Origin of the sequence: Sulfurimonas sp. (genome assembly GCF_041563035.1) — a bacterium.
Classification (GTDB): Bacteria; Campylobacterota; Campylobacteria; order Campylobacterales; family Sulfurimonadaceae; genus Sulfurimonas.
In genome coordinates, this window is the sequence record NZ_JBFFNS010000006.1 from 84378 (window position 1) to 110110 (window position 25733).

The following is a 25733-nucleotide window of genomic DNA, read 5'->3' on the forward strand; positions in this document are numbered from 1 at the left end:
TACCCGAATAATGTAAAATGAAAGTAAAATATTATGATTTATTTGTAGTTTTATATATAAAACTGAAAACTTCTGCGACGGCTTTATATAATGCAGCCGGAACTTCCTTGTCTAACTCAACTTTTGAGAGAAGTTCCATGAGGTCTTCATCTTTTTTTATAGGTAAGTTATGAAGTTCGGCTATTTTTATAATGTTCTCTGCACTTTTACCTTTTCCCTTGGCAATAACGCGAGGTGCAGATTCTTTGTCTGTGTTATATCTTAGTGCGGCTGCTTTTTTCATGCTTTTATCTCAAATCCTACATTTATTCCATCAGACATCTTTTCTGAAGGAGCTTCATAAGGTGACGTAGGAGCTTTTTTTGTTGCATCTAGCAGACGTATCTCTCTTGGTGTTATGTGAGCTTCTATCAGCGCTGAGCGAAGAGAAGAGATGTTTTCTTTTATGATCTTTTTAAACTCCTCATTATCAGAATGTATCTGAATATTTATCTGATTCTCTTCATATAAAACCAACCTAAGACTTAACTCTCCATACTCTTTGAGTTTGAGCTCTATATCACAGTAAAACTTATCTTCTTCGCCTTTTTTAAGGTTTATATTTCCTTGTTCTAGTGCATCCCATGAAAAAGGAAGATATAGTGATGAAGAGTTTGATAGATGTGACATAAGTTGATAGTAGTCTATTTGAAGAGCCAACTTATCAAGGTTTTTTAGTATCTCAGCCTGATTTGGATGCGAAGACTTAGCTACTTCATTACTAGTTTGAAGTAGAAGTGATTTAAGGTCATTTGCCAGTATCTCTTTTATGTTATTTTGAGCAGATAGATTTTGTGCACTAGCCATAGAGTTTAGTTTGTTTAAAAGCAGTCCAATATCTTTTGAAAAAAGAGGATCAGCTTTGCTCATTGAAGCCCTTAGAGGTTGCATTGCATTTTGGAGTTCTTGTGCCATCTTTTTATCTGTAAATTGTTCCAGAGTTGTGTTTGGTGCAATTTGCAGTATTTTTACTAAAGCATCTAGCAAGCCTTTAGCCTCAGGAAGTGCACTTTTGTTTAACATGGGAACTAATTGTTGCATTGTCTCTTGAATAGCCGAAAGTTTGAAGTTTTCAGGAGTCAAGAGTTTTGGCTGCATCTGATGTTGAAGTTTTTCCAGCAAGGTATTAAACGTCTTAGTAGTTGTAACATCACCTTCTTTTATGTTTGTCTTAAGGGTATCTACAATCTTTTCTAAGCCTTTTACAAGTTGTGTCAGGGCTTTTTTATCATCAGTCATAGTTTGTGTCAAAGATGTGTTTGAAGCATTTTTCAATGTTTCGCTATTTAACATAGTCTCTATATGTTTACCCAAAACTTTTACAGGATATACAGAACTCTTCTCAACTAAAACCTGTAGTGCTTTTAAAGTGTCTTTTAGTTCCACTTGCGGGTTTTGTGCATTTTTAAGTTTTGATTCTAAAAATACTCCTGAGTCAGTTATCTTAGACTTTAGCGTACCATCATTACCCAGCTGTTTTATGTCTGTAAGAAACTCTTTTAATACTTTTTCTATTGGTAGTGTAGTTTTAGTTTTGTCTGATATCGAGCTGTTTAGTGAATCTTTTAAACTTGATAGGTCAACATCTTTGATGTTAGACTGCAGAGTTCTCAAAACTGTATCTATACCTTTGCTTAATTGAGCCAAGGATTGAGTTGAAGGAGGATTTACAGGATTTTTAAGTGCTTCGTTATTTATAAGGTTTTTTAACTCAGTCCCTAAAGACTTTACTGGAAATGAAGGACTCTTATCAACTAGAGTAAGCAGTGATTTTAGTGTGTCTTTTAATTCACTTTGATGAGTTTGAGAACTTTGAGCATTTGTGTTTTTATTTGAAGTTGCAGGCTTGTCATTTGGCATTAAATCACTAAGTTTTTTCATATCAGAGATGAATTTGCTTAAGATTTTTTCCATAGGAAGAGGATCTTGATTTGCTTTTATTGAGTTTAGAAGTTCTTTTATAGTTGTAGACACATTGCCCAAGTCTTTAAGAGTGGGGTTGTTCTTTAAAAGTTGTAAAAGTACTTTGTCAGATGCAGAACTTTTAGCACTCTCATTTAGGAGTGAGTTCACAACTGACTTTAAGTCTTTGCTTTTTGTAAGAACTTCAAGTTCTTTGGGTGTTGCACCTTTAAGAACCTCTTTTAAAGCCTTATTTGTGTTAGGTAAAATAATATCTAGTTGCTTATTGCCTGAGATGTTAATCATAAATTAGTATAGCATTAATTGGATTTCATATTTATGAGTTTATATTCCTCGATAAACTCTTTAGCGTTGTCTCCACGTAAAAACTCTGCAAGACCTATAAGCCCATCTACAAGGTAACGAGTGTTATAACCTTTGAGTTTGAGGTATGTACGAGCCATGATAGCTCTGTCTTTATGAGGACAAGCCGTGACTATAAGTTTTGATTTGTCCAGTTCAGCTAAACGCTTTGGAAGTTCATTTATAGGGATGTTTATCGCATAAGGCATGTGCCACGCTTCGTACTCTTCTTTAAAGCGGATATCTATAAGCTGCGCAGTTCCTCTTTCAAGCATCACTGAGAGTTCAACAGATCTTATCTTCATATCTTTACGCTCTTCGTAGGTAAAAGAGTTTAAGTATGCGTCATAGCTTTGTGCCCAGAGACTTAGTGTAAAAAATATTAGTATTAAAAAAACTCTTTTCATAGTAAAACTCCAAAATAAAGTAATAAATATTCTATCATATCTTTAATCAAGTCCATAATAAACATGGTGTGATATAATCACAACATGTTAAAACAGTATAAAGAGGCTATAGAAAAAAGCAATATCATCTCCAGAACAGATATAGATGGCATCATCACATTTGTAAATGATGAGTTTTGTAAGATCTCTGGTTACTCCAAAGATGAGCTTATCGGTAAAAACCACAACATCGTACGACATCCAGATGTGCCTGCTTCAAGATTTAAAACTCTATGGGACACAATACTAGAGAAGAAAATCTATAAAGATACTGTTAAAAACCTCGCAAAAAATGGCTCCACTTTTTATGTAAACACAACCGTAATCCCCATACTAGACGAAGATGATGATATAGCTGAGTTCATCGCCATTCGCTACGATGTTACAAAGGAAGTTTTTTACAAAGAGCAACTTCTAAAAAAAGAAAAAGAGCTAGAAGAGTTAAACAAAACACTTGAACAGAGAGTCCAAGATAAGACAAAAGAGTTAGAAGAGTTAAACAAGACTCTTGAGCAACGCGTAGAAGATGAAGTCTCTAAAAATGAAGAGAAACAAAGAGTGATGTTCTCACAGTCACGTCAAGCATCTCTAGGTCAGATGCTGGCAAATGTTGCTCATCAGTGGAGACAACCGCTAACAGAGTTGAACCTTGCTATGTTTAGTATGAAAAAAGCAGCACTTGATAATAAAACAGAAGAACTAACAGAACTTTACGGTGAGAGTAAGAACATCATAAAAAATATGTCTCAGACTATAGATGACTTTACAAACTTCTTCAACCCTCAAAAAGAGAAACATCCGTTTAATATAAGTGACAGTATAAATGAATCTTTAAGTCTTTTAGACAAAATGCTCGAATCTGAGATGATAAGTGTTAAGAGTGACTTTGAGGAGTTAAGAGTTCTTGGAATCTCAAATGAGTTAACTCAAGTAATCATAAACCTTATAAAAAATGCTAAAGATGCCTTTGTGACTAACGGAATCTTAATCAGAGAAATAAGCATAACAACTAAAAAGGAAGATGACTTTGCCCTTATAGAACTTCAAGACAATGCTGGTGGAATCTCTAAAGAAAACATAGACAAGATTTATGAGCCATACTTTACGACGAAGCACCAGAGCAGTGGAACAGGACTTGGTCTTTTTATGTCAAAGATGATTTGCGAGCAGGGTATGGATGGTCACTTAGATGTAAGAAGCAAGAAGGGTATAACAACCTTTAGTATAAAGATACCGTTGGTTAGCAATGAGAGATAAGTCCTTAAAAAGCCTACGGGTACTTCTTGTTGAAGATGAAGAAAATATTGCCAGACTTCTAAAGGGTGCCATAGGAGATAGCTTTCACAGCTTTACTATCGCCAAAGACGGTAAAGAGGGTTTGGAGAAGTTTATACAGATATCACCTGACATTGTTATAACAGATATCAATATGCCTAAACTCACAGGTCTAGAGATGGCAGGAGAGTTAAAGAAACTAAATCCTAACGTACCTGTAATAATCCTAAGTGCCTTTAGCGAGAGAGAAAAGCTTTTTAATGCCATAGACGTAGGAGTAGCAAAGTACTTTTTAAAACCATATGATCCAGATGAGATACTAGAGTACATATCTTCCATATCAGATGAACTTGGCAGTAAGACTGTAGAGCTTTGTGACGGTTTTAGTTTTAACAAGACAACTCATGCACTTTACAAAGAGTCAAGGTTTGTAGCATTATCTAAAAACGAGAAGAAGTTTATAACTCTACTTGTTGATAATGAAAATAATATTTTAGACGATGAGACTATTAAGGTAAGCATCTGGGGTGAGAGTGTTAGTGATGAGAGACTTAGAACTTTTGTAAGACGTCTGAGAGGCAAGACCTCTAAAACACTAATCATAAATGTTAAAGGACTTGGTTATAAGCTCAGATTTTTTTCATAGTGTTATCTGTGCATATTTTTCTTAGTCTTGCTCGTAGCCTGAGCTGTTAGCGGGTCATCCGGCCAATAGTGTCTTTTGTATTTTCCGCGCAGTTCTTTTTTTACGTCATCGTAAGTGTTTGCCCAAAAGCTCTCTAAGTCTTGTGTTATTTGCATAGGTTTGGATGCAGGAGAGAGCAAGTGAATCATCAGTTTCACTTTTCCATTTAGCACAGTAGGCGTTTTTTGAGTGCCAAACATCTCTTGGAGTCTAACTGCCAGGATGGGCTTGTCTGCATCTGAGTAGTCTATATAGATATTAGAACCGCTTGCTACTTTTATCTTCGCAGGTACTAAAACATCAAGGGATTGCATCTGCTCCCATGTTAGTAATCCTGAAAGTATGGAGTAAAGATTCAGAGATGCAAGAGACTTTAGAGAGTTTTTGCCTTCAATATAAGGTAGTAACCACTCCTCCATGGTCTCAAGCAGATGCTCATCACAAAAGTCTGGAAACTCACAACTCGTTTTAAGAGCCTTTTGAGCGTTTATAAAGTTCAGGCGATGTCTGAGACCAAGGGAGTCTTTTGTCCATGCCAGAGAGTCTAATCCTGCCTCTCGTATGCCATCTAGCAAAACTTTTGATACTTTTTCACTTGAACTGCTTTGCATCTGAGTCTCATTTATAACTATACTTCCAAAATAGCTTCTTTTTCTTGCCTCGACTCTTTGAAGCTCTGAGTTCCAAGAGAGAGACTCTTTAGTCTCTATGTTTTCTTTTAGGTATAGCTCTATCTGAGACTTGTCTATAGATGCCGCTTTGTAAATAAGTGCATTTTGCCCCAGGGCACCCTCTCTGGCTACGCCATTCACTTTGTCACTTCTGGCATCCAAGTCACAAATAACCAAATACTCAGAATCAAAAAGTTCATCTTCTTGGTGTAGATATGCACCTTTTTTATTTGCCATAAGATATGAGCAACTGTTCTTTTCTCTTCGTTTTGAGACTCTCTCAGGGTAAGCTAGAGCTAGTAGTACGCCTATCATCTCTAAGTTGACATCACTCTTTTGTTTCTTCTCTATTCTAGATGCGCTTTGAAGTAAAAATTTACAATTCCTTATGTCTATGTGAGATGCATTTATGGAGATGCCACAGCTTACATCATGTAAAACAGAAACCCTTTCTCTTATATCTGAAGATCTGTACGATGAGGTGTAGATATCTTTTTCTTGTATAAGAACACACAAAAGAGAAGCTTCATATGAGAGTTTCATATCTTTAGCTTTTATCATCATATGTGCTAGGCGTGGATGCATACCAAAAGAACACATCTCTTTTCCATGTTTTGTTATCTTACTCTTTGCATCTATTGCTCCAAGGTCAAACAGAAGCTCTTTAGCATGTGTCATGGCACCTTCAGGAGGTAAGTCCATCCATTGAAGTTCGCTTATCTCTTCATTTCCCCAAAGAGAGAGTTCTAGCAGCATCTGAGTCAGGTCAGTTGAGAGTATTTCGGGTTTGTCATGTTTTAGAAGTATCTTGCCCTTGTGCCAAAGATGATAACATTTACCGGCACTTAAACGTCCTGCACGACCGGCTCTTTGAGTAGCAGAATCTTGTGAGATAAAAGAGCTTTGCAGTTTGTTCATTCCTGAACTGCTATTAAAAACAGAACTATTAGCAAGACCTGAGTCTATGACTATCTTGATACCTTCTATAGTTAGACTTGTTTGTGCTATGTTAGTCGCGAGAACTATTTTTCTTTTGCCTTTTGGCGGGGCTATTATGGCTCTGTCTTGCTCTTCTTTAGAGAGGTTTCCATAAAGAGCAGATACAAAAATATCTGTGTTGTTACTCTTTTTTAGAATCTCGTTTATAAGCATCTGAGTCTTTTTTATCTCGGCTATTCCCGGTAAAAAGACAAGCATGTTTCCATCGCCACTTTTTAAAACATCTGTTATAAGTTTAGATACGAAAGTTGGAAGTTCTCTTTTTGTCGGCTCTTTTGTTTTAGCATCTAGATAGATGCTCTCAACTGGATAAGAACGACCTTCACTTTCAATGAGTGGAGCATCTTCTAAAAGCCCACAAATAGCATGAGTGTTAAGAGTCGCGGACATGACAAGAAGTTTTAGATCTTCTCGTATAAGTGATTGCGACTCCAGCGAAAGTGCCAAAGATAGATCAGCATGGATGCTTCTTTCATGAAACTCATCAAAGATGACTAAAGCAACATCTTCCAAACTTGGATCAGCTTGAATTTTTCTGGTTAGGATACCTTCTGTGACTATAAGAATCTTTGTCTTCTTGCTTTTTACAGACTCCATCTTTATCTGGTAGCCGATTCTCTCTCCTACTTTCTCACCAAGAAGCTCTGCCATACGAGATGCACAAGAGCGAACTGCCAAACGACGAGGTTCTAACATGAGGATGATTTTATCTTCGAGCCAAGGCTCATCCAAAAGTGCAAGAGGAAGGGCAGTAGTTTTTCCGGCTCCAGGTGGAGCTTGAAGAACTAAACGGTTAGAAGTCAGAAGCTCTTGTTTTACTTGAGGTAGTACTTGGTTTATAGGTAGGTTTTGCATAGTGGAATTATACTAGAACTTTAGAAGGTTTGTTTTTGCTCCAACACTGTGATGTTTTCCATCTGAATGTGCACCGATGCGAGTGGCGGAACAAGCTGTAAAAAGTGTTATGATTATTAGGCTAATGCTTAGTATTTTCATATGGAAAGTATATCAAAAGCTGAAGATACTTTCTATCAATAATATTCTTAGACCAATTTAACGAAAGTTAACCCTATTTATCTTCGGTTTGTAAGTCGGGTCTTCACCTGCTACCGTCCACAGCTTTTTAGCAAGTGCACTGACTGAGTGAGAGAACTCTTCATCTATGGGTTCTAAAAAGTCTACATCTCCAAAGTTAGTTTTAAGTAGATTTTTTTCATATTCAAACCCCGAACTCGTCGGTTCTAGTTTTAGAGCTTTGCCAGTCTGTAGGTTTGCCAATACCCATAGAGCCAAGAACTCTTCAGAGAATTTGTTAAGGATGGCTTCAGAGAACTCTTCGAAGTTTTTATAACCGCTTTGTTCGTATATCTCTATAATAACTTCAAGAGTCTTATGCAGATGAACTAAGGGAACCATTGAAAATAGCATACGTCCGATGCTCTGTCCAGTTGTGTGAACAGCACCGATGAAGACTCTAGCACCTCCATCTGTATCTCCAAAGTTGTTAGTCTTTAGACCGACTAGACCTATGTCTGTGTGTCTGTGTCTTCCACAACCTTTGATACACCCGGAAAAGCCGACTGTGATGCCATGCTCTGCTATCTTGCTCAGAGGCAGGTATTGAGTCTCGTTTTTGATACTCCAAAAAGAGTAAGGACAAAGATTACCCGCACAAGCGATGATAGTAGAACTCTCTTTTGGAGATGCAAACGGAGTGGAAGCATCCGGGAGTCCTAAAAGGTAGATGTTTTGATCAACACCGATTCTTATCTCAACATTGTTCTCAGAGGCAAATTTAGATATATCTTTCATCTCCTTCACACTCAGACGAGCGAAGTCTGTTTGGTAGCAGTAAGAGTAAGTTCCATCTTTTAGTTTTTCGTTTGGTGAGAAAAGTTTTTTATCCAGTTGCAGCTCTCCGCCTGACTCAAACGGTTTGCCGTACTCTTTTTCTATATGAGCTTTAAGGTGTTCTAGTCCAATATCTTCTATAAGATAAAACAGACGTGTTTTAGAACGAGAAAAGCGAGAACCGTGCAGGTAAAATGCTTCTGTAAAAGCTTTAAAGAAATCAAAGACTTCGCTTTGGAGTAAAAAGATATCTGTATCTTGAGCTATCTCTGTGTTTTTACCGCCCATGTAGACATTGAAGCCGTAAACACCGTCTTTTTTTGCAAGAGCAAAGTATAAGTCATTTGCGAAAAATGATGTCACACTGGCACTATTTCCAGATATACCGATAGATACACGACGAGGAAGCATCCCGACATAACGAGGATTTTTGATGATGTACTCTTGCATCTGCATGATGATAGGGTAGGTCTCTATCTCACAGTATACTCCGCGTCCATCAAAGGCATCTGTTACGATATTTCTGATATTGTCACCGAAGCTTTGCCATGTTGTAAGACCGTGCATGTTGAACTTTTTCCAGATCTCTAAAACATTTTCTTCATCTACACCGTGAATCTGTAGCCCACCTCTAGCTGTAGTGATAACAGTAAGGTCATACTCTTCTACTACATCAGCTATATAAGAAAATTGCTCGTGAGTAAGCATTCCTGCAGCTATACGAAGTCGTATAGTAAACTCATCTTCTAAAAAGTCCGTAGTAAAGATACCAAAGTCTTGAAGAAATAATCTATCTCCTTCTCCAAGATTTTCAAAGTCAATGTTTTCAAAATCTTTAAAATAGTCTATTGGTCTTAATCTGGCTTTGTATCTCTCACGTTTGTTTAGTTTTGGTTCTAGTTCTTCTGTCTGCATGAAAATCTGCTCCGATATTTCTAATACTTCATTTTACCTAATAATTATTATAAAAAAATTGATATATGTTAACGCCAGACAATATTTAGATCATTTGACAAAAGAGATGAATCAAAAGACTTAGAAGCAGGACCGATATCTGCAATTGACTCTCCTGTATCTAGAAACGTTTGTATGTAGTAGTTTTTATCATAACCTCTGATTACTAAGTCTTTTATGATGGCATTAATGTCATCAGCATCTAGCAAATCATAGTGAAGAGTTGTTCGAACTTCATAATCTATGAAGTTGTCTATAAGTAAGTCTAGTGTTTTTGAAAACTCACTGTACTTGTTTGAGTGTGTGATTTGTATGAACTTATCTTTTGGTGCTTTGTAGTCAAGTGCTACAAAGTCCAGTAGTTCTAGTTCAAGTAACTCTTTTACCTGCGAAAAATAAGTTCCATTGGTGTCTAGTTTTATCTTAAATCCAAGTTTTTTTACGGCTTGGCAGAATTCTACTAAGTCATGCGAGCTTGCTTCTCCACCGGAAAGAACTACAGCTTCTAGAAGATTGACTCTTGTTTCTAAAAACTCTAAAACATCATCAATGGTATAGCTTCCACTTTTGGCAAATACTATCTCTTTGTTGTAACAGTAGTCGCATCTCATGTTACATCCGCTAAACCACACTATACAGGCTAGGTGGTCAGGGTAGTCAACATGAGTAAACTTTGTTACATCGTAAACTAGTTTTTTAGCACTCAGTGAATTGCTTTCGTTGTTTATGCTCACCAGTTTTTCCTACATTGAAACTCTCAACAGGTCTATGATACCCCATAACTCTTGTATATACAATACATTTTTGTCTTTTATCTTTTAGTAATGCTAATGCTTCATTTTTACTCATAATATTTTCCTTTGTTTTGGTTTTAATTTATGAAATTTCTAGTTTCAGGTTTTCTTGCTCGTGAATCAGTTCTTCATCACATTTTGGGCAGTACTCATGCTCTCCTGAGATGTATCCGTGTTTCGGACAAACTGAGAAAAGAGGAGTTACGGTTATGTATGGAAGTCTAAAGTTAGAGATAACATTTTTGACTAATTTTCTACACGCCTCAGTTGAACTGACTTTCTCTTGCATGTAAAGGTGTAGAACTGTTCCTCCGGTGTATTTACACTGAAGGTCATCTTGAAGTGTAAGTGCTTCAAAAGGGTCATTTGTTAGATCAACAGGAATCTGAGATGAGTTAGTATAGTAAATATTTTCATCCATTCCAGCTTGTAAAATAGAGTCACCATATCTTTTCTTGTCTTCTTTGGCAAATCTATAAGTAGTTCCCTCAGCAGGTGTAGCTTCAAGGTTATAAAGGTTTCCAGTATCTTCTTGAAACTCAACCATTCTATCTCGCATATGGTTTAAAATCTCAGTTGCAAACTCTATTCCTGCTTCTGAACTAACATCATAAGCATCTGAAGTAAAGTTTCTTATCATCTCATTGATACCGTTTACCCCAATAGTAGAGAAGTGGTTTTTAAAGCCCGGAAGATATCTCATAGTGTATGGGAAAAGTCCTCTGTCGTACATCTCTTGTATGAAAACACGCTTTTTCTCTAAAGTGTTTTTTGCATGCTTCATAAGCTGGTCTATACGAATCATAAGAGCTTCTTTATCTCCTTTGTAAAGGAAACCTAGTCTAGCCATGTTTAGTGTAACAACCCCGATACTACCAGTCATCTCAGCACTTCCAAAAAGACCACCGCCACGCTTTAGCAGCTCTCTAAGGTCAAGTTGAAGTCTACAGCACATACTTCTAACGTGTCCAGGCTTGTAAGCTTCTTCGTTTTCTACAAGGTTTCCATCAGCATCTCTTTTGTACTGAGAACCTATGAAGTTTTGAAAGTATGAAGAACCTATCTTAGCAGTGTTCTCAAAAAGAATGTCAGTGTTTTCACCATACCAGTCAAAATCTTCTGTAATATTTACAGTAGGAATAGGAAATGTAAATGGCTGACCAGTTTTGTCACCCTCAGTCATTACCTCATAATAAGCTTTATTGATAAGGTTCATCTCAGGTTGAAAGTACTTATATGTCATTTCTCCAAGAGAGTTACACCCTCTTGTTTTTGCTTCTGTTTCTAGTTCACTGTCAAGAAGGTTCTTAAAAAGGTGAAGCTGTTTAGAAGTAGGGAACTGGTCTTTAAGATCATCTGGAACTGTCCAGTCAATAGTTACATTTGTAAATGGAGATTGTCCCCAGCGTGCCGGTACATTTAAGTTGTATATAAAACTTCTAACAGCTTTTTTGATCTCTTTGTACGGAAGCTTGTCACGAAAAACGTAAGGAGCTAAGTAAGTGTCAAACGATGAAAATGCCTGAGCACCTGCCCACTCACTCTGTAAGATGCCAAGGAAATTAGCCATTTGTCCAAGAGCTTCACGAAAATGCTTAGGAGCATCACTCTCAACTCTACCGCGAACACCGTTAAAACCTTCATCTAAAAGTACACGAAGACTCCAACCGGCACAGTAACCCGTAAGACAGTCAAGATCATGGATATGATAGTCACCGTCTCTATGAGCATGACCTTCTTCTTTTGAGTATATCTTATCAAGCCAGTAGTTTGCTATTACTTTTCCGGCAGTGTTGTTTACAAGACCAGCGTTTGAGTAACCTGTGTTAGAATTTGCTTTGATTCTCCAATCACTTTTGTTGATATACTCTTCTATAGTCTGCGTTGAGTTGATGTACGTTGTGTCATCATCAAGCATACTGTCTCTTTGCATTTTGTGCATATGTCTATAAAGGATGAAAGAGCGCATTACGTCAAAGTATCTTCCTTTGTATAACTCTTTCTCAATGGCATCTTGAATATCCTCAACAGCTACAACACGCTTACTTTTAAGACGATCTAGAACATTAAAAAATATAGAGCTATCGTAAGTAATATTCTCACTCTTAAATGCTTTTTTAATTGCGTCTTCGATTTTAAAAGATAAAAACTCTTTGTGCGTACCGTCTCTTTTTAGAATATTTTCAACCATAGTTATAGACTCCCTTTGAATGTAAAGTGAATTTTAATAGAAGATGAGTTAAATATTTATAACAAAATGTGTCACTTATGTGTCACTAAAAGCTCTATTAATTGCTATAGGGTATAATTGCGCATGATGAAAAAAACAGAAAAAATTTTAGAAATTTGGCATAAGCATTTTGAGAATGAGGAAAAACAATATTCTGAGTTTGAAAGTTCAGATATTGAGTACTTTGTAGGTTGTATGTTGTATAACCATTTTAACTTCTCTACGGCTCTTGATACGATGAAGACTATAGACCTTGCATATGATTTCCTAGACTCTTGCGATGAAGAGTATGATGAAGTTATGGCTATAGTAAAGAGCATAGAGTTTGATGATGAAAAAGATAGTATAGAGTTTTTACAAAACTTTATAGCCCAAGCGCAGAAGAAATATAGTGGCGATGAACTCTATTTACTAAATCGTTTAGCCTATCACATGAATGGAGTGGCAGATAGATATAGAAGTGGAGAGGAAGCTAAAAAAGTAGACTTTACAGCTCCTGCCAAAGCAAATGCAAATCCTCTTTTGAGATAAGTATGGAAAAGTATCTTATAACCTCACGAGAGTTTTATACAGATACACCTGCAATCTTTCGTAACATCGTGCATGAACAATTCACTCAGCACGAACCCACTTATGCTCTCTACAGAGATAAATCAAATCCGAACTATGATGTTCAGGCAGCTCATTTTGTAGAAGTATGCAATCAATTTGGAACTATAAAAAGTTTTATACATAGAGATGTAAAACTGGCAAAAAGCTTGGAAGCGACTGGTGTACATCTAACATCAACTCAGTTTGATGAGATTCAAAAAGCTAAAGAACTTGGTCTCGAAGTTATTATCAGTACACATACTCATAATGAAGTCTTAAAAGCTAAAGAACTTGGTGCAGATGCAGTTACATATAGCCCTATCTTCGCATCCCCCGGTAAGGGTGAACCAAAAGGTATCGACGACTTAAAAGAGCTTCTGCAAAAGCATGAGGTAAAAGTCTTTGCTCTTGGCGGGATAGTTGAAGAAGAACAGATTAAGGCTATCGAAGAGACGAAAGCTTACGGATTTGCTTCTATTAGATACTTTTATTAGTATCTACTGTTTCTTCGTCTTTTTTAGCAGGTTTCTTTTTCTTGGCAAAACCTGCACCCTTTTTTACTTTGGCTGTTAGCTCTAAAGCTTCGATAATTTCACGAAAATCCATACCCTCTTTATGCATAGCAGCAAAACATGTAACTATCACTGCTATTGTATTTGGAACTTCACCTTTTTGTTTATAAGACTGAAGGTTTTTATCGCTTACCTTTATGAGTTTACTAAACTTAGGCAGGCTAATCTCAGCATCTAGTAGTAATTTTTTAAAATCAATAAATGTCATAATAATTCTTTGTAATCTTTTTGTAACCATAATTATAGCAAATTTGTTGACATAAATATATATAAAGTGTATAATTACTATAATTTATTACTAAAAGTAAGTAATAAGTCATAAAATAACCCTAAAAGGATCCACAAATGGCAAAAGAGTTAAAGAAAAAAGTAACTAAAAAAGTTGCAAAAAAACCAGCAGCTAAAAAAGTTGTAAAAAAGAAAGAAGCTAAAAAAGCTGATAAGAAAAAAGTTGCTAAAAAGAAAGTAGCAAAAAAGGTAGAGAAAAAAGCTGCTAAGAAGAAAGCTGCAAAAAAAGTAGTGAAGAAAAAAGTTGCTAAAAAGAAAGCAGCAAAGAAATCTTCAAAAAAATAGTAACATTAGATTTTTAGCTCTCCTGCTAAATAACCGCTAGCGAATGACCATTGGAGGTTATATCCTCCACATGGTCCGTCTAGATTCATAACTTCCCCACAAAAGTACAATCCATCTATAATTTTACTATGCATTGTTTTAGGATCTATTTCTTTTAAAACTATACCGCCACGTGTGATCATCGCCATTTTAAAGCCGTCATGCCCAGTAACGCTAAGCGGTGTCCACGCAAGATGGTTTATAAGTTTTGCTCTTTCTTTGCCTGAGACAGCTTTTAGTTTTGCATCTGGATCAACCGCACTGAGTAGGCATAATTCTAGGGCAAGAGGAGTTGGAAGTAGGGTAGATACAAGTTCATGCATGGTTGAGTTTTGGTTTTTAAGAGCTTCATCCTTTAGATGCTTTGTTATCTGTTCTTCGTTCATCCCCTTTGTAAGGTTTAACAAAATTGGAACTTCACCATATTTACTTATAAGTGGTGTTATCTCTCTTGCAAAGTCTAAAACTACAGGACCTCTGATTCCGCTTTTAGTAAAGATAAGATCACCGGAAGCTTTTAATTTTTTATGTTTTTTGATATCTACACGAAGTTCAACTTTAGCTATGGTGTCTGCACGACAGTTTCCAACCCACTCTTCTTTAGTTTTTAGTGGCATCATCGCCGGATGCAGCTCTGTAGTTTTGTGTCCAAGTTCGTGAACAAGAGAGTATCCATCTCCTTCGGCACCTAAAACAGGATAGCCTAGGCCTCCGGTTGCGATGATAATATTAGGAGCTAGAAATGTGTTAGTTGATGTTTGTACTCCAGTAACGTGATTATCCTCGTTAAGTAATTTTTCCACTTTTTGTGAGCATAAAACTTCGATGCCGACTCTTTGCATCTCGTTCGTCAAACCTGAGATAATAGTAGAAGAGCTATGTGAAGTTGGAAATACTCTAAAACCGTCAGGTGCATGAGTCTCAACTCCGATCTCTTTAAAAAACTCTATGAGATTTTTATGATTAAACTTTTTTAGAGCATCTTGCATAAAGCGGCCGTCTCGTCCAAACTTTGCCATGAACTCTTCATTTGAGAGAGTGTTTGTAAGGTTACAACGGCCACCGCCAGTTGCTTTTAATTTTGCACCTATTTGAGATAGTTTTTCAAGTAGAAGTACATTTTTGGCATCTCTAGCAGCTCTTATGGCAGCTATCATTCCTGCTGCACCGGCTCCAACAACGATAAGATCATAGTTTTTTGACAAGAGACATCCCTTACTTACTAGCATATTAATAAGTGCAATTGTAGTATAATAAAGTTATGAAAAATCTAATTTTAATATTTTTAACTATTTTTATCTTAGCCGGATGTAGTACGAGTTCTTTGAGATTAAACAAAGATAAAGAACTGGTTTTGAAGTATAGTTCGAGTGACTTATTACTTACAAATAAGATTATTGATTCAAGTTTTTTAAACTTTAAAGACCTTTTTGTGACGATATATAAACTAGAAGATGAAAACGGAAGAATTCTTTTTTATGAAGATGCAAGAACAGCTATGAATTTTGAGTTTAGACATCGTGGACTATATACGGTTATGTATGTATTTGATGATAGAAAGAACTACAATGTTGTCTATAGAAGAAATAATCTAAAACTAGTGCAGTTCCCACTAAAAGACAAAACATACTTAAATGTCATGATTCAAGCGAGTGACTCGCAAATATACTCATATGCTTACGGATTTTCAAACAAAGAGTTTATGGAAATAGCAAATAAAATAAAAGTAAAAGATAGCGATACAATAGAAGGGTTAAAGCATGAAGGATTGGTGCTAAATGACTCATCAAAAGCTCTAAGTAACTGGAATGATAAACTGGTCTTTTTTACACCGCTTATCAGTCCACTTCGTTCGATTGGTGGACGTTGAAGACATATTTTGGAGACAGGGAAAAATGCTATAAGTGTTACCGACCTGCAAGTTCATGTATGTGTGAGCACATTCACAATGTTAAGACTAAAACAAAATTTGTTATACTGATGCATCCAAAAGAGTTTAAAAAAGTAAAAAATGGAACAGGGCATCTGACTCATTTAGCTTTACAAAATTCTGAATTATTTGTTGGTGTAGACTTTTCAAACCATCAAAAAATAAACGAGATTATAGAATCATACGATAGTTATGTTCTATATCCATCCAAAGAAGCTCTAAATATCAGCCGTACAAATCCGCATAGCAAAAGAGATATGGCAATATTTATCATAGACTCTACCTGGTCTTGTTCAGTGAAGATGTTAAGAGAATCTAAAAACCTTCAAGCTCTAAGACATATGAGTTTTGATTCTGTAAAGTTGTCACAGTTTAAGATAAAACAGCAACCTGCTGAGTTTTGTCTCTCAACTATAGAATCAACTCTTAGTGTATTGGAATTGTTGAATAAGTATGAAATAGAGAATATAGAGAAAAATGATTTAGAAGAGTTTTTGAACCCTTTTGAGCAGATGATAGAGTATCAGCAACAGATAATTGCTAATCCTATAAGTAACGCTGTAAGGTTTAAACGACGAAGCGAGATATAAAATAATGCAGATTAATACTTATCTTTATAAAAACGGTTATTGGGATGATGTACTAGATGCTAGTATGGACTCTGAAAATACGATTATCATCATGTTTGGAAGTATCAATGTCTTAAAAGTTAAAAAGGGAATTGATGACATAGTAGAAACATTTCCAAAAGCGACTGTAGTAGGTTCTTCTACTTCTGGTGAGATATATGGCAGTGAAATATATAATGATTCTCTCAGTGTCTCAATAATGCACTTTAACAAAAGCAGTTTCAGAGTAGTTGTTAAAGATATAAGTGAGCATAACTCATTTGATATTGGAAAAAATATACTAACCGACCTACCAAAAGAAAATCTAAAATCAATCTTTCTTTTAGCGAATGTTTTAAATGTTAACGGCTCAGAACTTACAAAAGGTCTTAGTACTGATGTGCCAAGTGATTGTGTCATAACCGGTGGTCTGGCAGGGGACGGAGTTGAGTTTAACAAGACATGGATTTTACTTAACTCTCAACTTATGAAAAAGCAGATTATCGCTGTTGGACTCTATGGAGAAGATCTTCGTGTTGAATATGGATGCAAATGTGGTTGGTCAAGATTTGGGCTTGATAGAAGGGTGACTTACTCACAAGACAATGTTTTATATACTCTAGATAATAAACCTGCATTGGAACTATATAAAAGATACTTAGGAAGTCATGCTTCAGCGCTTCCTGCATCCGGATTATACTTTCCTTTGATGCTTTTAGAGGAGGGTTCCACTACTCCTACACTTAGAGCTATTAAAGCAATAGATGAAGAAAAAAACTCCATAACACTTGCTGCAAGCATCCCACAAAACAGTATTGTTACATTTGCAAAAGCAAATTTAGATGATTTGATTATGGGAGCTCAAGAGGCTGCAGAGAGTCTCATAGAAAATTATGATGGTAAACAAAAAGCTCTTTGTATCGCCATAAACTGTATAGCTAGAAAAATTGTGTTAAAACAAGAAGCAGAAGATGAAATAGAAGTAGTCCATGACACTTTAGGAGAAAATGTATCGACAATTGGTTTTTACTCTTATGGTGAAATATCTAAAATTGAATCTGGTGGTTGCGACTTTCACAATCAATCAATGACGCTTATGTTGATGTATGAGGTAGAAGATTATGACTGAAGATAAACTACTAATAAGACAGCTTAAAAAGGCTGGTATCAGTTCCTTTGAATCACTTGATGAGAACTCTTTTAGTATGCTTCTTAAATATGTTGAACAATCGTACAAAGATAACAGTGAGACTCGCCGTATAATGGAGCATTCCCTAGATATCGCTTCACAAGAGATGCGAGAAGTTGTAGATGATTTGGAAAAAGCGCACAGAGAAGTTGAGAAAAAAGATAAGCTAATGTTTCAACAGTCACGTTTTGCTCAGATGGGTGAAATGATAAGTATGATAGCTCACCAGTGGAGACAACCTCTAAATATGATAAGTGTAACAACTGCATCCATACAGTTTGATGTAATGCTTGATAAGATAGAAAAAGAAAAACTGGTAGGTTCTATGGAAAGCATAGCAAACTACTCACAGCATCTAAGTGATACTATTGATGATTTTAGAAACTTTTTTAGACCAGCAAAAGAGATGCAAAGAACCAGTTACTGTGAAGAGGTAAAGAGTGTTTTAAACATCATAGGAGACTCTATTACAGCTAAAAATATAGAGATCATTAAAGATCTAAACTGTAAGAGTGAGTTTAATGTATATTCTAATGAGCTAAAGCATGTAATTATAAATATAATCAAAAACTCTGAAGATGTTCTTGTTGAAAACAATATAGAAAATCCATATATTAAAATAAGAACATACAAGCAAGATAAAACTAGAGTCTTAGAAATAAGCGATAACGGTGGTGGGATATCTTTGGATAATATTGAAAAAATATTTGATCCTTATTTCTCTACAAAGATGAAAAGAAGTGGAACCGGTTTAGGTCTTTATATGAGCAAAATAATTATTGAAGAACATTGCGGTGGAAAACTTGAAGTAGCTAATAACAGGGATGGGGCTGTTTTTAAAGTCATATTGTCTCATTAATAGAAGTTTAAAATTGTTATGAAGATATCATAAATGTGCTTCTAAAATTCACTTTCTAAAATATAACATAAATTATAAAATTAATTTATAACCATTTAATAAATAAAAGTGTACCATAACTCTATATTAATAAAAAAAACCACGGAGATGTATATGAAAAAAATGATTTTGGCTTTAGCTGCAAGTTCAATACTGGCACTAGCAAATGAAACTACAGTTAACGCAACAATGAGTCTAATGACACAGGGAATGAATCAGGTTCAAGCTGGTTTTTTATATAGTAATAAAAATGATATCGCTGCTGGTATTGCAGTACTAGAAAATGCGAACGCTATCTTTGCAAATGTAGATGTGTCTGTTTTTATTAAAAACAACAATAAAGTTCAAGTTACTCATAACATCAACAAAAATGTAAGTGAAAATATTAAAGCATTAAAGAAAGCTGTTGCAGCAGACAACTATTCAGATGCTACAAGAGAGTATGGTGAGCTTACTGCTAACTGTATCGCATGTCACAAAATAGTTAGAGGCTGGTAACCCCTACTACTTATTAAACAAGTGAAACTCTAAAGAATCAACTTTAGAGTGGTCATTTGTATTGTTTATTGTCAGTAATGTTATTTATTAAACATAACTGAGCCAAGTCTAACCATGTTAGACCCGCACTCAATTGCTAGTTCAAAATCCCCACTCATTCCCATAGAGCAAATCGTCGCTCCATCTAGGTTTTTGTAAATTTCATAAGTAGTCTCAAAACTCTTTTTAATAATATCTCTATCGTCGCTATGAGCACCAATACTCATAACACCCTTTAGGTTTATATTTGGGCACTCTTTTTGAATCTGAGCATATGCATCTGCCGCTACCTCAGGCATAAAACCGTGCTTTGATTCCTCTTTCGCAGAGTTTATTTGCAGTAGTGCATCCAGAGTCATATCTTTAGCTTCAAGCTTCTTTTGTAGCTCTTTTGCTAACTCCATAGAATCAAGTGCATGAAACAGAGTAGGATTAATATCCAGTAGGTTATTTATCTTATTTTTTTGTAAGTTACCTACAAAATGCCACTCCAACGGAAGGTCTTCAAGTTTTTCAGCTTTTAGCTTTAAGTCTTGAACCTTGTTCTCACCAAATGCTCTTTGACCAATGTTGTAAAGATCTGCTATTTCATCAGAAGTAGAGTACTTGCTAATAGCTACTGTTTTAACAATGTGATGACCACTAACTTTTAGTCTAGCAGTCTCAACTCTTCTAATCACGTTATCTATATATATTTTATATTCTTCTTGTGTCATTTAATTTCCTTTTCGAGTAAATCTTTTTCTTTGACGACTTATCCAATCAATCTATTAATATCGTTAAAGAGACCTAGTCCCATAAGTGAAAAAAGTACTACCCATCCTGCGATAGTCAGTTTTATGATTATAGCTTCACTAGCTTCTCTTCTAAAGATAAACTCGTAAAGGTTAAACATAATATGTCCACCATCAAGAGCCGGAATCGGCAAAAGATTTAAAACTCCTAAGTTCACTGATATGAGTGCCGCAAAAAATAGTACGCTCATCCATCCTGCGCTCGTTGCATCTGATGTCAGTTTAACGATGCTAATAACTCCGCCAAGTTCTTTAGCAGGGACTTCTCCGACTATAAGCTTTTTAAGTCCCGTAAATATCATTGTAGATGCAAAGATAGTCTGCTCTGTCGCATAGCTAAGTGTCTCAGAAGGACTGAGTTCAAGTTTATGTGAAACTCCTGCACTGCCTATTCCTATCATCTTTTTCTGGACTAGTTCGTTGAACATATTTTTAGTCTCTTTAATGCTGGGAGTTAGAGTCTTAAACTCTATAAAACCATCTCTTAAAACTTCCACGTTTAGAGAACCATCAGAGTGCTCTATGATCTTTGCCATCTCTTTCCATGTAGTGATAGCCACACCATTGATAGACTTGATAGTGTCGTTTGTCTTTAGTCCTGCAACTTGTGCAGGTGAGTCTTTAACAACGTCTCCAATAACAGGAGATAAAATATTTGGACCACCAAGAGCGATAATAAAATAAAGAACAAATGCCAGTACAAAGTTAGCAAGAGGTCCTGCAAAAAGGATAAATATTTTTTGCATAGGAGTCTTAACATTATAACTGTCTTCATCGTAGCTTTTTTTAGTAGGATCAGAATCATCTTGACCCTTCATACGCACATATCCACCTAGCGGAATAGCAGAGATACTCCACTCAGTACTCCATTTTTTAAAGGTAAGCATTCTCTTACCAAAACCGATACTAAATACTTCTACCGAAACACCCATCATCCTAGCCGCAAAGTAGTGACCTAGCTCATGAAAAAATATAAGTGCCGATAGGACTAATAGGGATACTAAAAAACTCATTAAATCTCGTCCTTAAGAAGTGCTTTTCTAAAGCCCCAAAGATACTCTAAACCAGAGTAGACAGTAAGTGCTACTGCAAACCATAAAAGCTCATTACCCATAGGCCAGTGCATAAGTAAAAAACCGATAGCTATCATCTGTGCCACCGTTTTTACTTTGCCCGCCCATGAAGCTTTTACATCAAGTCCTTCACTAACTGCAACAGTTCTGATACCTGTGATAAAAAGCTCACGAACAATGATGATGTAGATTGCCCAAGCAGAAGCCTCACCTATCATCATAAGGCCTAAGAAAGCTGCTAATGTAAGCATCTTGTCAGCAAGTGGATCTAATATACCACCAAGCATAGTCATCTGATCCCATTCACGAGCGATATAGCCGTCAAAAAAATCAGTTGCAGATGCTAAGACAAAAAGTAGGGATGCAAAGTAGTAGTTCCAAGTGATATGGTAACCGTTATCTGTAAATATTTCCGGATTTAAAATTACCCAAAACATCAACGGTGCTATAAGTATGCGAAGTGATGCTAAGGCATTTGGGAGGTTTAACAAAAAAAGTCCTTGAATTTATAATAATGTGATTTTATCTTTATTTTGCTAAATTAATGCTCAAAAAATTAAACAAGTATTTTTTACTTCTTGTTTGTTTCAACGATTTAAAGGCATAGGACTAAATAGAGCTTGATTAAGCGTTATGGTATTGAAAGTTATTCCGTCCTTTTTCTTTTGCCTTATACATCGCTGCATCTGAAAACATTAAAAGATTTTTAGAAGATAATCCATCATCAGGGTAGATGCTAATACCTATACTGCTAGATATATAAAGTGTGTTTTCCCCAATAACAACCGGATGTGCCAGTTCTTCTAATATTTTTTTTGCTGAATGTGAAGCATCTTGCTCACACGTTAGATTTTCAATAATAATTGTAAACTCATCACCGCCTAATCGAGCGACGGTATCTTCAAGTCTTATTGCGTTAGTTAGTTTTTTGGTTACAGTCTTTAAAACTATATCTCCAATCTCATGTCCAAAAGAATCATTGATCTCTTTAAAGTGATCAAGATCAAGAAAAAATAGAGCAATTTTAGTGTTTCTTCTATTCGCTTTATTAATGGCCTGAGATAGTCTGTCTTGAAATAAAACACGATTTGGAAGTCCCGTTAACGAATCATGATGCGCCCGATGTTCTAGAATGTCTTTTTGCTTTAATAGAGTCAGTTCCATCTCTTTTTGTTTTGTCACATCAGCATAAGAACCAAGGACTCCTACTATATTGCCAGATTCATCTTTCAATGGAGTTTTGGAAGTAGAAATAATAATATTTTTACCAAGATTGTTTGTTAGATTTTCTTCATAGTGAAGTTTTGCTCTCCCTGTATTCATAATGTTTGTATCATCATCTATAAAAAGTTGTGCTTGTGTATTAGCCCAAGGCATATCAAAATCAGTTTTTCCAACAATATCATCAATGTTCTTTAGTTGTGCATCTTCTAAAAATAATGAATTTGCTCCAAGATAATATCCTTCTTTATCTTTCCAAAATATTCTGAATGGGACAGTATTGATTATATTCTGTATTAGGCTGTTTTGACGTTTTAAATCTTTATTTAAAATATTCATTTCTGTAGTCTCAAAGCCATAAGCTAGTATGTTGTTCACATTCCTTGAACCAATGAAATTTAGTAAATAATATTTATCATTTATTTTTACTGTAGTACTTTTAGTTTTGTTATTATCAATAATATTATAGATATCTGCTGTGCTGATATCCGGAAAAACATCTGATATCTGTTTAATATTTGGGAGCTTTATTTTTGTGGCTTCATTCTGAAAAACAATATGTCCACTTCTGTCAAAAGCAAAGATTGGCTCTTTATTGTATTTTGGAAAATCTATTAAAGATGCAGCTTTCAAATTAATTTGATCTAACTTATTTTTAAGAGCAATATTCTCTTGCAGAATAGGATTATTATTGTTTTCTACTTCATTAATAATAGGGGCATTGTCTTTTCTGCACCATTCATTCCAGCCAGCAAAATAAATTCTAATATTTTGATATCCAAGTCTTCTTAAAGCTATATAGCTGTTTGAAAGTCTTGCCCCTTTAAAACAGTACAAAACAATATTATCGTTTTGTTGTATATTCTTTTTTTGTAGTTCATTGTTTATTTTATGAAGAGATTCTACACTCAACATATCACTGGTAATAAAGTTATACCACTCTATCCAGACTGAATGGGGGATTCTTCCCTTCTTTGGAGCAAAATCAATGCCGTAAGGAGATGAACTAATACCAATCCATTCATCTTTGTCTCTAACATCCAGTTTAATAATTGAAGGATCGTCAATCAATGACAGCATCTCATGATAATCTACAAAAAGCTCTTTATCAATATTCGCAGTAAATATTTTTTGTGTATTTTGTATGCTTTTTTTAGTGGTCTTAAAACCTGAATCAACCCACTTTAAATAGCCTCCATCCAACACCTTGATATTGTTTTCGTCATATCCGAGATATTTTAAAATAGTTAACCCTCTTGGAGACTTTAAAGTAAATTTATCTTCATAGAATACTACAAGTTCGTTCTTACTTACACCAGCTTTAGAGAATAATATTTCATAAAATTTTATAAAATCTTCTTTTTCTTTATCTGTAGTAATTCCTTCCGGTAAATATGTAAATACTTCTGGAAAATTCACAGCTGATTCTATATGTCCATTATTATATTCAGATACTGTTCTAACATCTATTACAATAATCTCTTTAGAGGTATTTAACAAGTTATTTAGTTCTTTTGACTTCAACATGAAGTTTATATTATCTTGCATCTTAACAACCAATAAGCAGTAGAATATCCGCAATAGCTATTGCACCTAAAAATGGATTCATTTTCTACCTCTCTTAAAAATATTTTAATATATGATAACAAATTGCTGACGGAATGGTGACGGAAAATCTGATTTAAAATCAGATATAATAAATTTTGATTAAGGAAAAAAATAAATGTTAAGACTTTTACCACTTTTACTGCTTTTGTCTGTCTTTGTATTTGCCGATTCAAATATCCTTGTTGGCAAAAAAGATAAATACAATCACTTTAGTGTCTCTTACGTAAAAGATAAAACCTCTAGATTAACTATCGAGGAGATATCAAGAAAAGAGTTTAAAAAAACTACTCAAAATAATTTTGCATTAGGATATATAAAAGGTAAAGCTTGGTTCAAGTTTAGCATAGAAAATAAAAGTTTAAATGAAAATTTTATTTTAAGCCTAAATGAAAGCTTTTATGAAGTTGCGAACCTCTATTACTATGACAAAAATTGGATAAAAAAATCAAATGGAGTTTTTACACCTATAGAAAAAAGGGATATAAAAACAAATCATTTGGCTTTCGACATAACATTGAATCCAAACGAAAAAAAAGTATATTATCTTGAACTAAAAGGAAAATATGCTTATTTCGGAAATATTGAAATTTATGAAAAATCATATTATTACTTTGATAACAGTATGGGAATAAATACACTTTATATTTTTATACTTGGAATCATATCTATTATTGTACTTTTTAATTTCTTTTTATATGTCAAGACCAAAGAAAGAATATACATCTATTATGTAGGGTATAGTTTTTTCAATATTATTTATCTTTTAAATATAAGTGGGCTATTGGTTTATGTAGACCTGCAAAAGTATATATACGAATTACAGCTTGCCGCTTCTTTTATGTTAGGTTTTCTAGTGTATTTTTCCATTGAATATCTTGAAGTGAAAAAATATCTCACAAAATATCATAGGGCACTTAAACTTTTAGCCCTTCCATTTTTCATATTTGGAGTCTTAGTAGTTTTTTCATATCAACCTTGGAATCAACTTATAAACAACTATGCAGGATTAGTTTGTATCTTGCTTATAGCTATATCAACTATTATTTACTTTAAAGGTCATAATAAAACAAAATATTATATTTTTGCTATGTTGCTGTATTTTACTTTTATAGTATTGTTCACGTTTATGGTTAATGGTACTTTTGAGTATACAAACTTTACAAGATATGGCTTTTTAGTAACTTCTGCTATAGAGATTACTATATTTTCATTTTTGCTTGCCAATAGATATAATGAGATAAAAGAAAATACACAATACTACCTTGAACTTGAAGTTGAAAATAGAACAAATAAATTAACATCACTACTAAAAGAAAGAGAATTGCTCCTAAAAGAGGTTTACCACAGAGTGAAAAATAACTTTCATATGGTTATAGGGATGCTTTGGTTTCAAAGTAGAAAAAAAGGCAATAACTCTCAAGAATTTAAAGAGTTGATAAACCGTATAAAATCTATGTCTATGATACACGAATATCTTTATGACGCTAACAACTTGGCTTATATAAATACAAAAGATTATCTAGACAAGATTATTTACAATATATCCAGTGGTTATAAGAATATAATATTTGATTCTGATATTGAAGATATAACTATAGAGTTTGATCATGCTGTATCTTTAGGTGTAATCATAAATGAAGCTATTACGAATGCCGTAAAACACAATATAAATATTGATTCTCTTTGTATTAAAGTCGTAGCAGTAAAAAAGGGAAACAGAATTTATTTAAGTATTGAAGATAATGGTGCAGGTTTTGATGATATCAAACAAAAAAAAGGTATAGGCATAAAACTTATAGAACAGTTTTGTGGAAAACTGCCAAAAAACAAGTATGATTTTTCCTTTAATAACGGTACAAAATTTGAACTTCAATTTGCAACAGGAAAGTAG

The 25733-nt window shown here is 34.7% G+C and carries 24 protein-coding genes and 1 pseudogene; 11 read left to right on the top strand and 14 right to left on the bottom strand.

The window, feature by feature from the left end; all coding sequences use genetic code 11:
* Window positions 1-31 precede the first annotated feature (31 nt).
* From ABZC13_RS06195 to ABZC13_RS06205, 3 genes are read right to left on the bottom strand one after another with little or no spacing between them, the layout of a single operon-like run.
* Window positions 32-283: an EscU/YscU/HrcU family type III secretion system export apparatus switch protein gene (locus tag ABZC13_RS06195; RefSeq protein ID WP_373001420.1), complete on the bottom strand. Its 252-nt coding sequence runs from the start codon at window positions 281-283 to the stop codon at window positions 32-34.
* Complete coding sequence (locus ABZC13_RS06200) at window positions 280-2247, bottom strand: flagellar hook-length control protein FliK (protein ID WP_373001422.1); 1968 nt, start codon at window positions 2245-2247, stop codon at window positions 280-282. The genes ABZC13_RS06195 and ABZC13_RS06200 overlap by 4 nt, the downstream gene beginning before the upstream one ends.
* Before the next feature lie 14 nt (window positions 2248-2261).
* Window positions 2262-2711, bottom strand: coding sequence for a rhodanese-like domain-containing protein (locus tag ABZC13_RS06205; protein WP_373001424.1), 450 nt, complete (start codon window positions 2709-2711; stop codon window positions 2262-2264).
* Between the two features lie 84 nt (window positions 2712-2795).
* Here ABZC13_RS06205 and ABZC13_RS06210 point away from each other — a divergent pair, with 84 nt between their 5' ends.
* Both ABZC13_RS06210 and ABZC13_RS06215 read left to right on the top strand, forming a co-directional pair.
* Window positions 2796-4007 carry a PAS domain S-box protein gene (locus tag ABZC13_RS06210; RefSeq protein ID WP_373001426.1) on the top strand — a complete coding sequence of 404 codons (1212 nt, stop codon included), beginning with the start codon at window positions 2796-2798 and terminating at the stop codon, window positions 4005-4007.
* Window positions 3997-4671 (top strand): response regulator transcription factor, encoded by a 675-nt coding sequence (locus tag ABZC13_RS06215; RefSeq protein ID WP_373001428.1) that lies wholly within the window; start codon window positions 3997-3999, stop codon window positions 4669-4671. Before ABZC13_RS06210 ends, ABZC13_RS06215 begins: the two co-directional genes overlap by 11 nt.
* Before the next feature lie 2 nt (window positions 4672-4673).
* Here the strand turns inward: ABZC13_RS06215 and hrpB are convergent, their stop codons facing one another.
* The 5 genes and pseudogenes from hrpB to ABZC13_RS06240 form a co-directional block, all read right to left on the bottom strand.
* Window positions 4674-7235, bottom strand: a complete 2562-nt coding sequence (hrpB, locus tag ABZC13_RS06220; protein WP_373001430.1) for an ATP-dependent helicase HrpB — start codon at window positions 7233-7235, stop codon at window positions 4674-4676.
* Window positions 7236-7247: 12 nt separating this feature from the next.
* Window positions 7248-7376 (bottom strand): hypothetical protein, encoded by a 129-nt coding sequence (locus ABZC13_RS06225; RefSeq protein ID WP_373001432.1) that lies wholly within the window; start codon window positions 7374-7376, stop codon window positions 7248-7250.
* Between the two features lie 57 nt (window positions 7377-7433).
* Window positions 7434-9146 carry a nitrite/sulfite reductase gene (locus tag ABZC13_RS06230; protein ID WP_373001434.1) on the bottom strand — a complete coding sequence of 571 codons (1713 nt, stop codon included), beginning with the start codon at window positions 9144-9146 and terminating at the stop codon, window positions 7434-7436.
* Between the two features lie 68 nt (window positions 9147-9214).
* Window positions 9215-9919 (bottom strand): anaerobic ribonucleoside-triphosphate reductase activating protein, encoded by a 705-nt coding sequence (locus ABZC13_RS06235; protein WP_373001436.1) that lies wholly within the window; start codon window positions 9917-9919, stop codon window positions 9215-9217.
* Window positions 9882-12170, bottom strand: a pseudogene (locus ABZC13_RS06240) (ribonucleoside triphosphate reductase). The gene ABZC13_RS06235 and the pseudogene ABZC13_RS06240 overlap by 38 nt, the downstream one beginning before the upstream one ends.
* A 123-nt stretch (window positions 12171-12293) precedes the next feature.
* On the opposite strand from ABZC13_RS06240, the gene ABZC13_RS06245 reads away from it, so the two are divergent.
* Together ABZC13_RS06245 and ABZC13_RS06250 are read left to right on the top strand one after the other, a co-directional pair.
* Window positions 12294-12740 carry a hypothetical protein gene (locus tag ABZC13_RS06245; RefSeq protein ID WP_373001438.1) on the top strand — a complete coding sequence of 149 codons (447 nt, stop codon included), beginning with the start codon at window positions 12294-12296 and terminating at the stop codon, window positions 12738-12740.
* A gap of 2 nt (window positions 12741-12742) precedes the next feature.
* Window positions 12743-13294: a thiamine phosphate synthase gene (locus ABZC13_RS06250; RefSeq protein WP_373001440.1), complete on the top strand. Its 552-nt coding sequence runs from the start codon at window positions 12743-12745 to the stop codon at window positions 13292-13294.
* On the opposite strand, the gene ABZC13_RS06255 is transcribed toward ABZC13_RS06250, so the two are convergent.
* Window positions 13278-13580, bottom strand: a complete 303-nt coding sequence (locus tag ABZC13_RS06255) for a hypothetical protein (protein WP_373001442.1) — start codon at window positions 13578-13580, stop codon at window positions 13278-13280. The genes ABZC13_RS06250 and ABZC13_RS06255 overlap by 17 nt on opposite strands.
* Before the next feature lie 137 nt (window positions 13581-13717).
* On the opposite strand from ABZC13_RS06255, the gene ABZC13_RS06260 reads away from it, so the two are divergent.
* Window positions 13718-13945 carry a hypothetical protein gene (locus ABZC13_RS06260; RefSeq protein ID WP_373001507.1) on the top strand — a complete coding sequence of 76 codons (228 nt, stop codon included), beginning with the start codon at window positions 13718-13720 and terminating at the stop codon, window positions 13943-13945.
* 5 nt (window positions 13946-13950) lie between these two features.
* On the opposite strand, the gene ABZC13_RS06265 is transcribed toward ABZC13_RS06260, so the two are convergent.
* Window positions 13951-15189 carry an NAD(P)/FAD-dependent oxidoreductase gene (locus ABZC13_RS06265; protein ID WP_373001444.1) on the bottom strand — a complete coding sequence of 413 codons (1239 nt, stop codon included), beginning with the start codon at window positions 15187-15189 and terminating at the stop codon, window positions 13951-13953.
* 56 nt (window positions 15190-15245) lie between these two features.
* On the opposite strand from ABZC13_RS06265, the gene ABZC13_RS06270 reads away from it, so the two are divergent.
* From ABZC13_RS06270 to ABZC13_RS06290, 5 genes are all read left to right on the top strand, one after another.
* Window positions 15246-15854: a hypothetical protein gene (locus tag ABZC13_RS06270; RefSeq protein ID WP_373001446.1), complete on the top strand. Its 609-nt coding sequence runs from the start codon at window positions 15246-15248 to the stop codon at window positions 15852-15854.
* Window positions 15851-16504 (top strand): tRNA-uridine aminocarboxypropyltransferase, encoded by a 654-nt coding sequence (locus ABZC13_RS06275; RefSeq protein ID WP_373001448.1) that lies wholly within the window; start codon window positions 15851-15853, stop codon window positions 16502-16504. Before ABZC13_RS06270 ends, ABZC13_RS06275 begins: the two co-directional genes overlap by 4 nt.
* A 4-nt stretch (window positions 16505-16508) precedes the next feature.
* Window positions 16509-17651, top strand: coding sequence for an FIST signal transduction protein (locus tag ABZC13_RS06280; protein ID WP_373001450.1), 1143 nt, complete (start codon window positions 16509-16511; stop codon window positions 17649-17651).
* Window positions 17644-18570 (top strand): sensor histidine kinase, encoded by a 927-nt coding sequence (locus ABZC13_RS06285; RefSeq protein ID WP_373001452.1) that lies wholly within the window; start codon window positions 17644-17646, stop codon window positions 18568-18570. Before ABZC13_RS06280 ends, ABZC13_RS06285 begins: the two co-directional genes overlap by 8 nt.
* Before the next feature lie 153 nt (window positions 18571-18723).
* Window positions 18724-19107 carry a cytochrome C gene (locus tag ABZC13_RS06290; RefSeq protein ID WP_373001454.1) on the top strand — a complete coding sequence of 128 codons (384 nt, stop codon included), beginning with the start codon at window positions 18724-18726 and terminating at the stop codon, window positions 19105-19107.
* 80 nt (window positions 19108-19187) lie between these two features.
* On the opposite strand, the gene ABZC13_RS06295 is transcribed toward ABZC13_RS06290, so the two are convergent.
* The 4 genes from ABZC13_RS06295 to ABZC13_RS06310 all read right to left on the bottom strand — a co-directional run bounded on the left by ABZC13_RS06295 (window position 19188) and on the right by ABZC13_RS06310 (window position 23782).
* The gene (locus ABZC13_RS06295; protein WP_373001456.1) at window positions 19188-19862 is read right to left on the bottom strand and encodes a YggS family pyridoxal phosphate-dependent enzyme; all 675 of its coding nucleotides are present in this window, start codon (window positions 19860-19862) and stop codon (window positions 19188-19190) included.
* Window positions 19863-19900: 38 nt separating this feature from the next.
* A complete protein-coding gene (gene rseP / locus ABZC13_RS06300; protein ID WP_373001458.1) occupies window positions 19901-20953 on the bottom strand; it encodes an RIP metalloprotease RseP in 1053 nt (350 codons plus the stop codon).
* Window positions 20953-21504 carry a CDP-diacylglycerol--glycerol-3-phosphate 3-phosphatidyltransferase gene (pgsA, locus tag ABZC13_RS06305; protein WP_373001461.1) on the bottom strand — a complete coding sequence of 184 codons (552 nt, stop codon included), beginning with the start codon at window positions 21502-21504 and terminating at the stop codon, window positions 20953-20955. Before pgsA ends, rseP begins: the two co-directional genes overlap by 1 nt.
* A gap of 133 nt (window positions 21505-21637) precedes the next feature.
* Window positions 21638-23782, bottom strand: a complete 2145-nt coding sequence (locus ABZC13_RS06310; RefSeq protein ID WP_373001463.1) for a diguanylate cyclase domain-containing protein — start codon at window positions 23780-23782, stop codon at window positions 21638-21640.
* Window positions 23783-23957: 175 nt separating this feature from the next.
* Between ABZC13_RS06310 and ABZC13_RS06315 the strand changes: the two genes are divergently transcribed.
* Window positions 23958-25733 (top strand): 7TM diverse intracellular signaling domain-containing protein, encoded by a 1776-nt coding sequence (locus ABZC13_RS06315; protein WP_373001465.1) that lies wholly within the window; start codon window positions 23958-23960, stop codon window positions 25731-25733.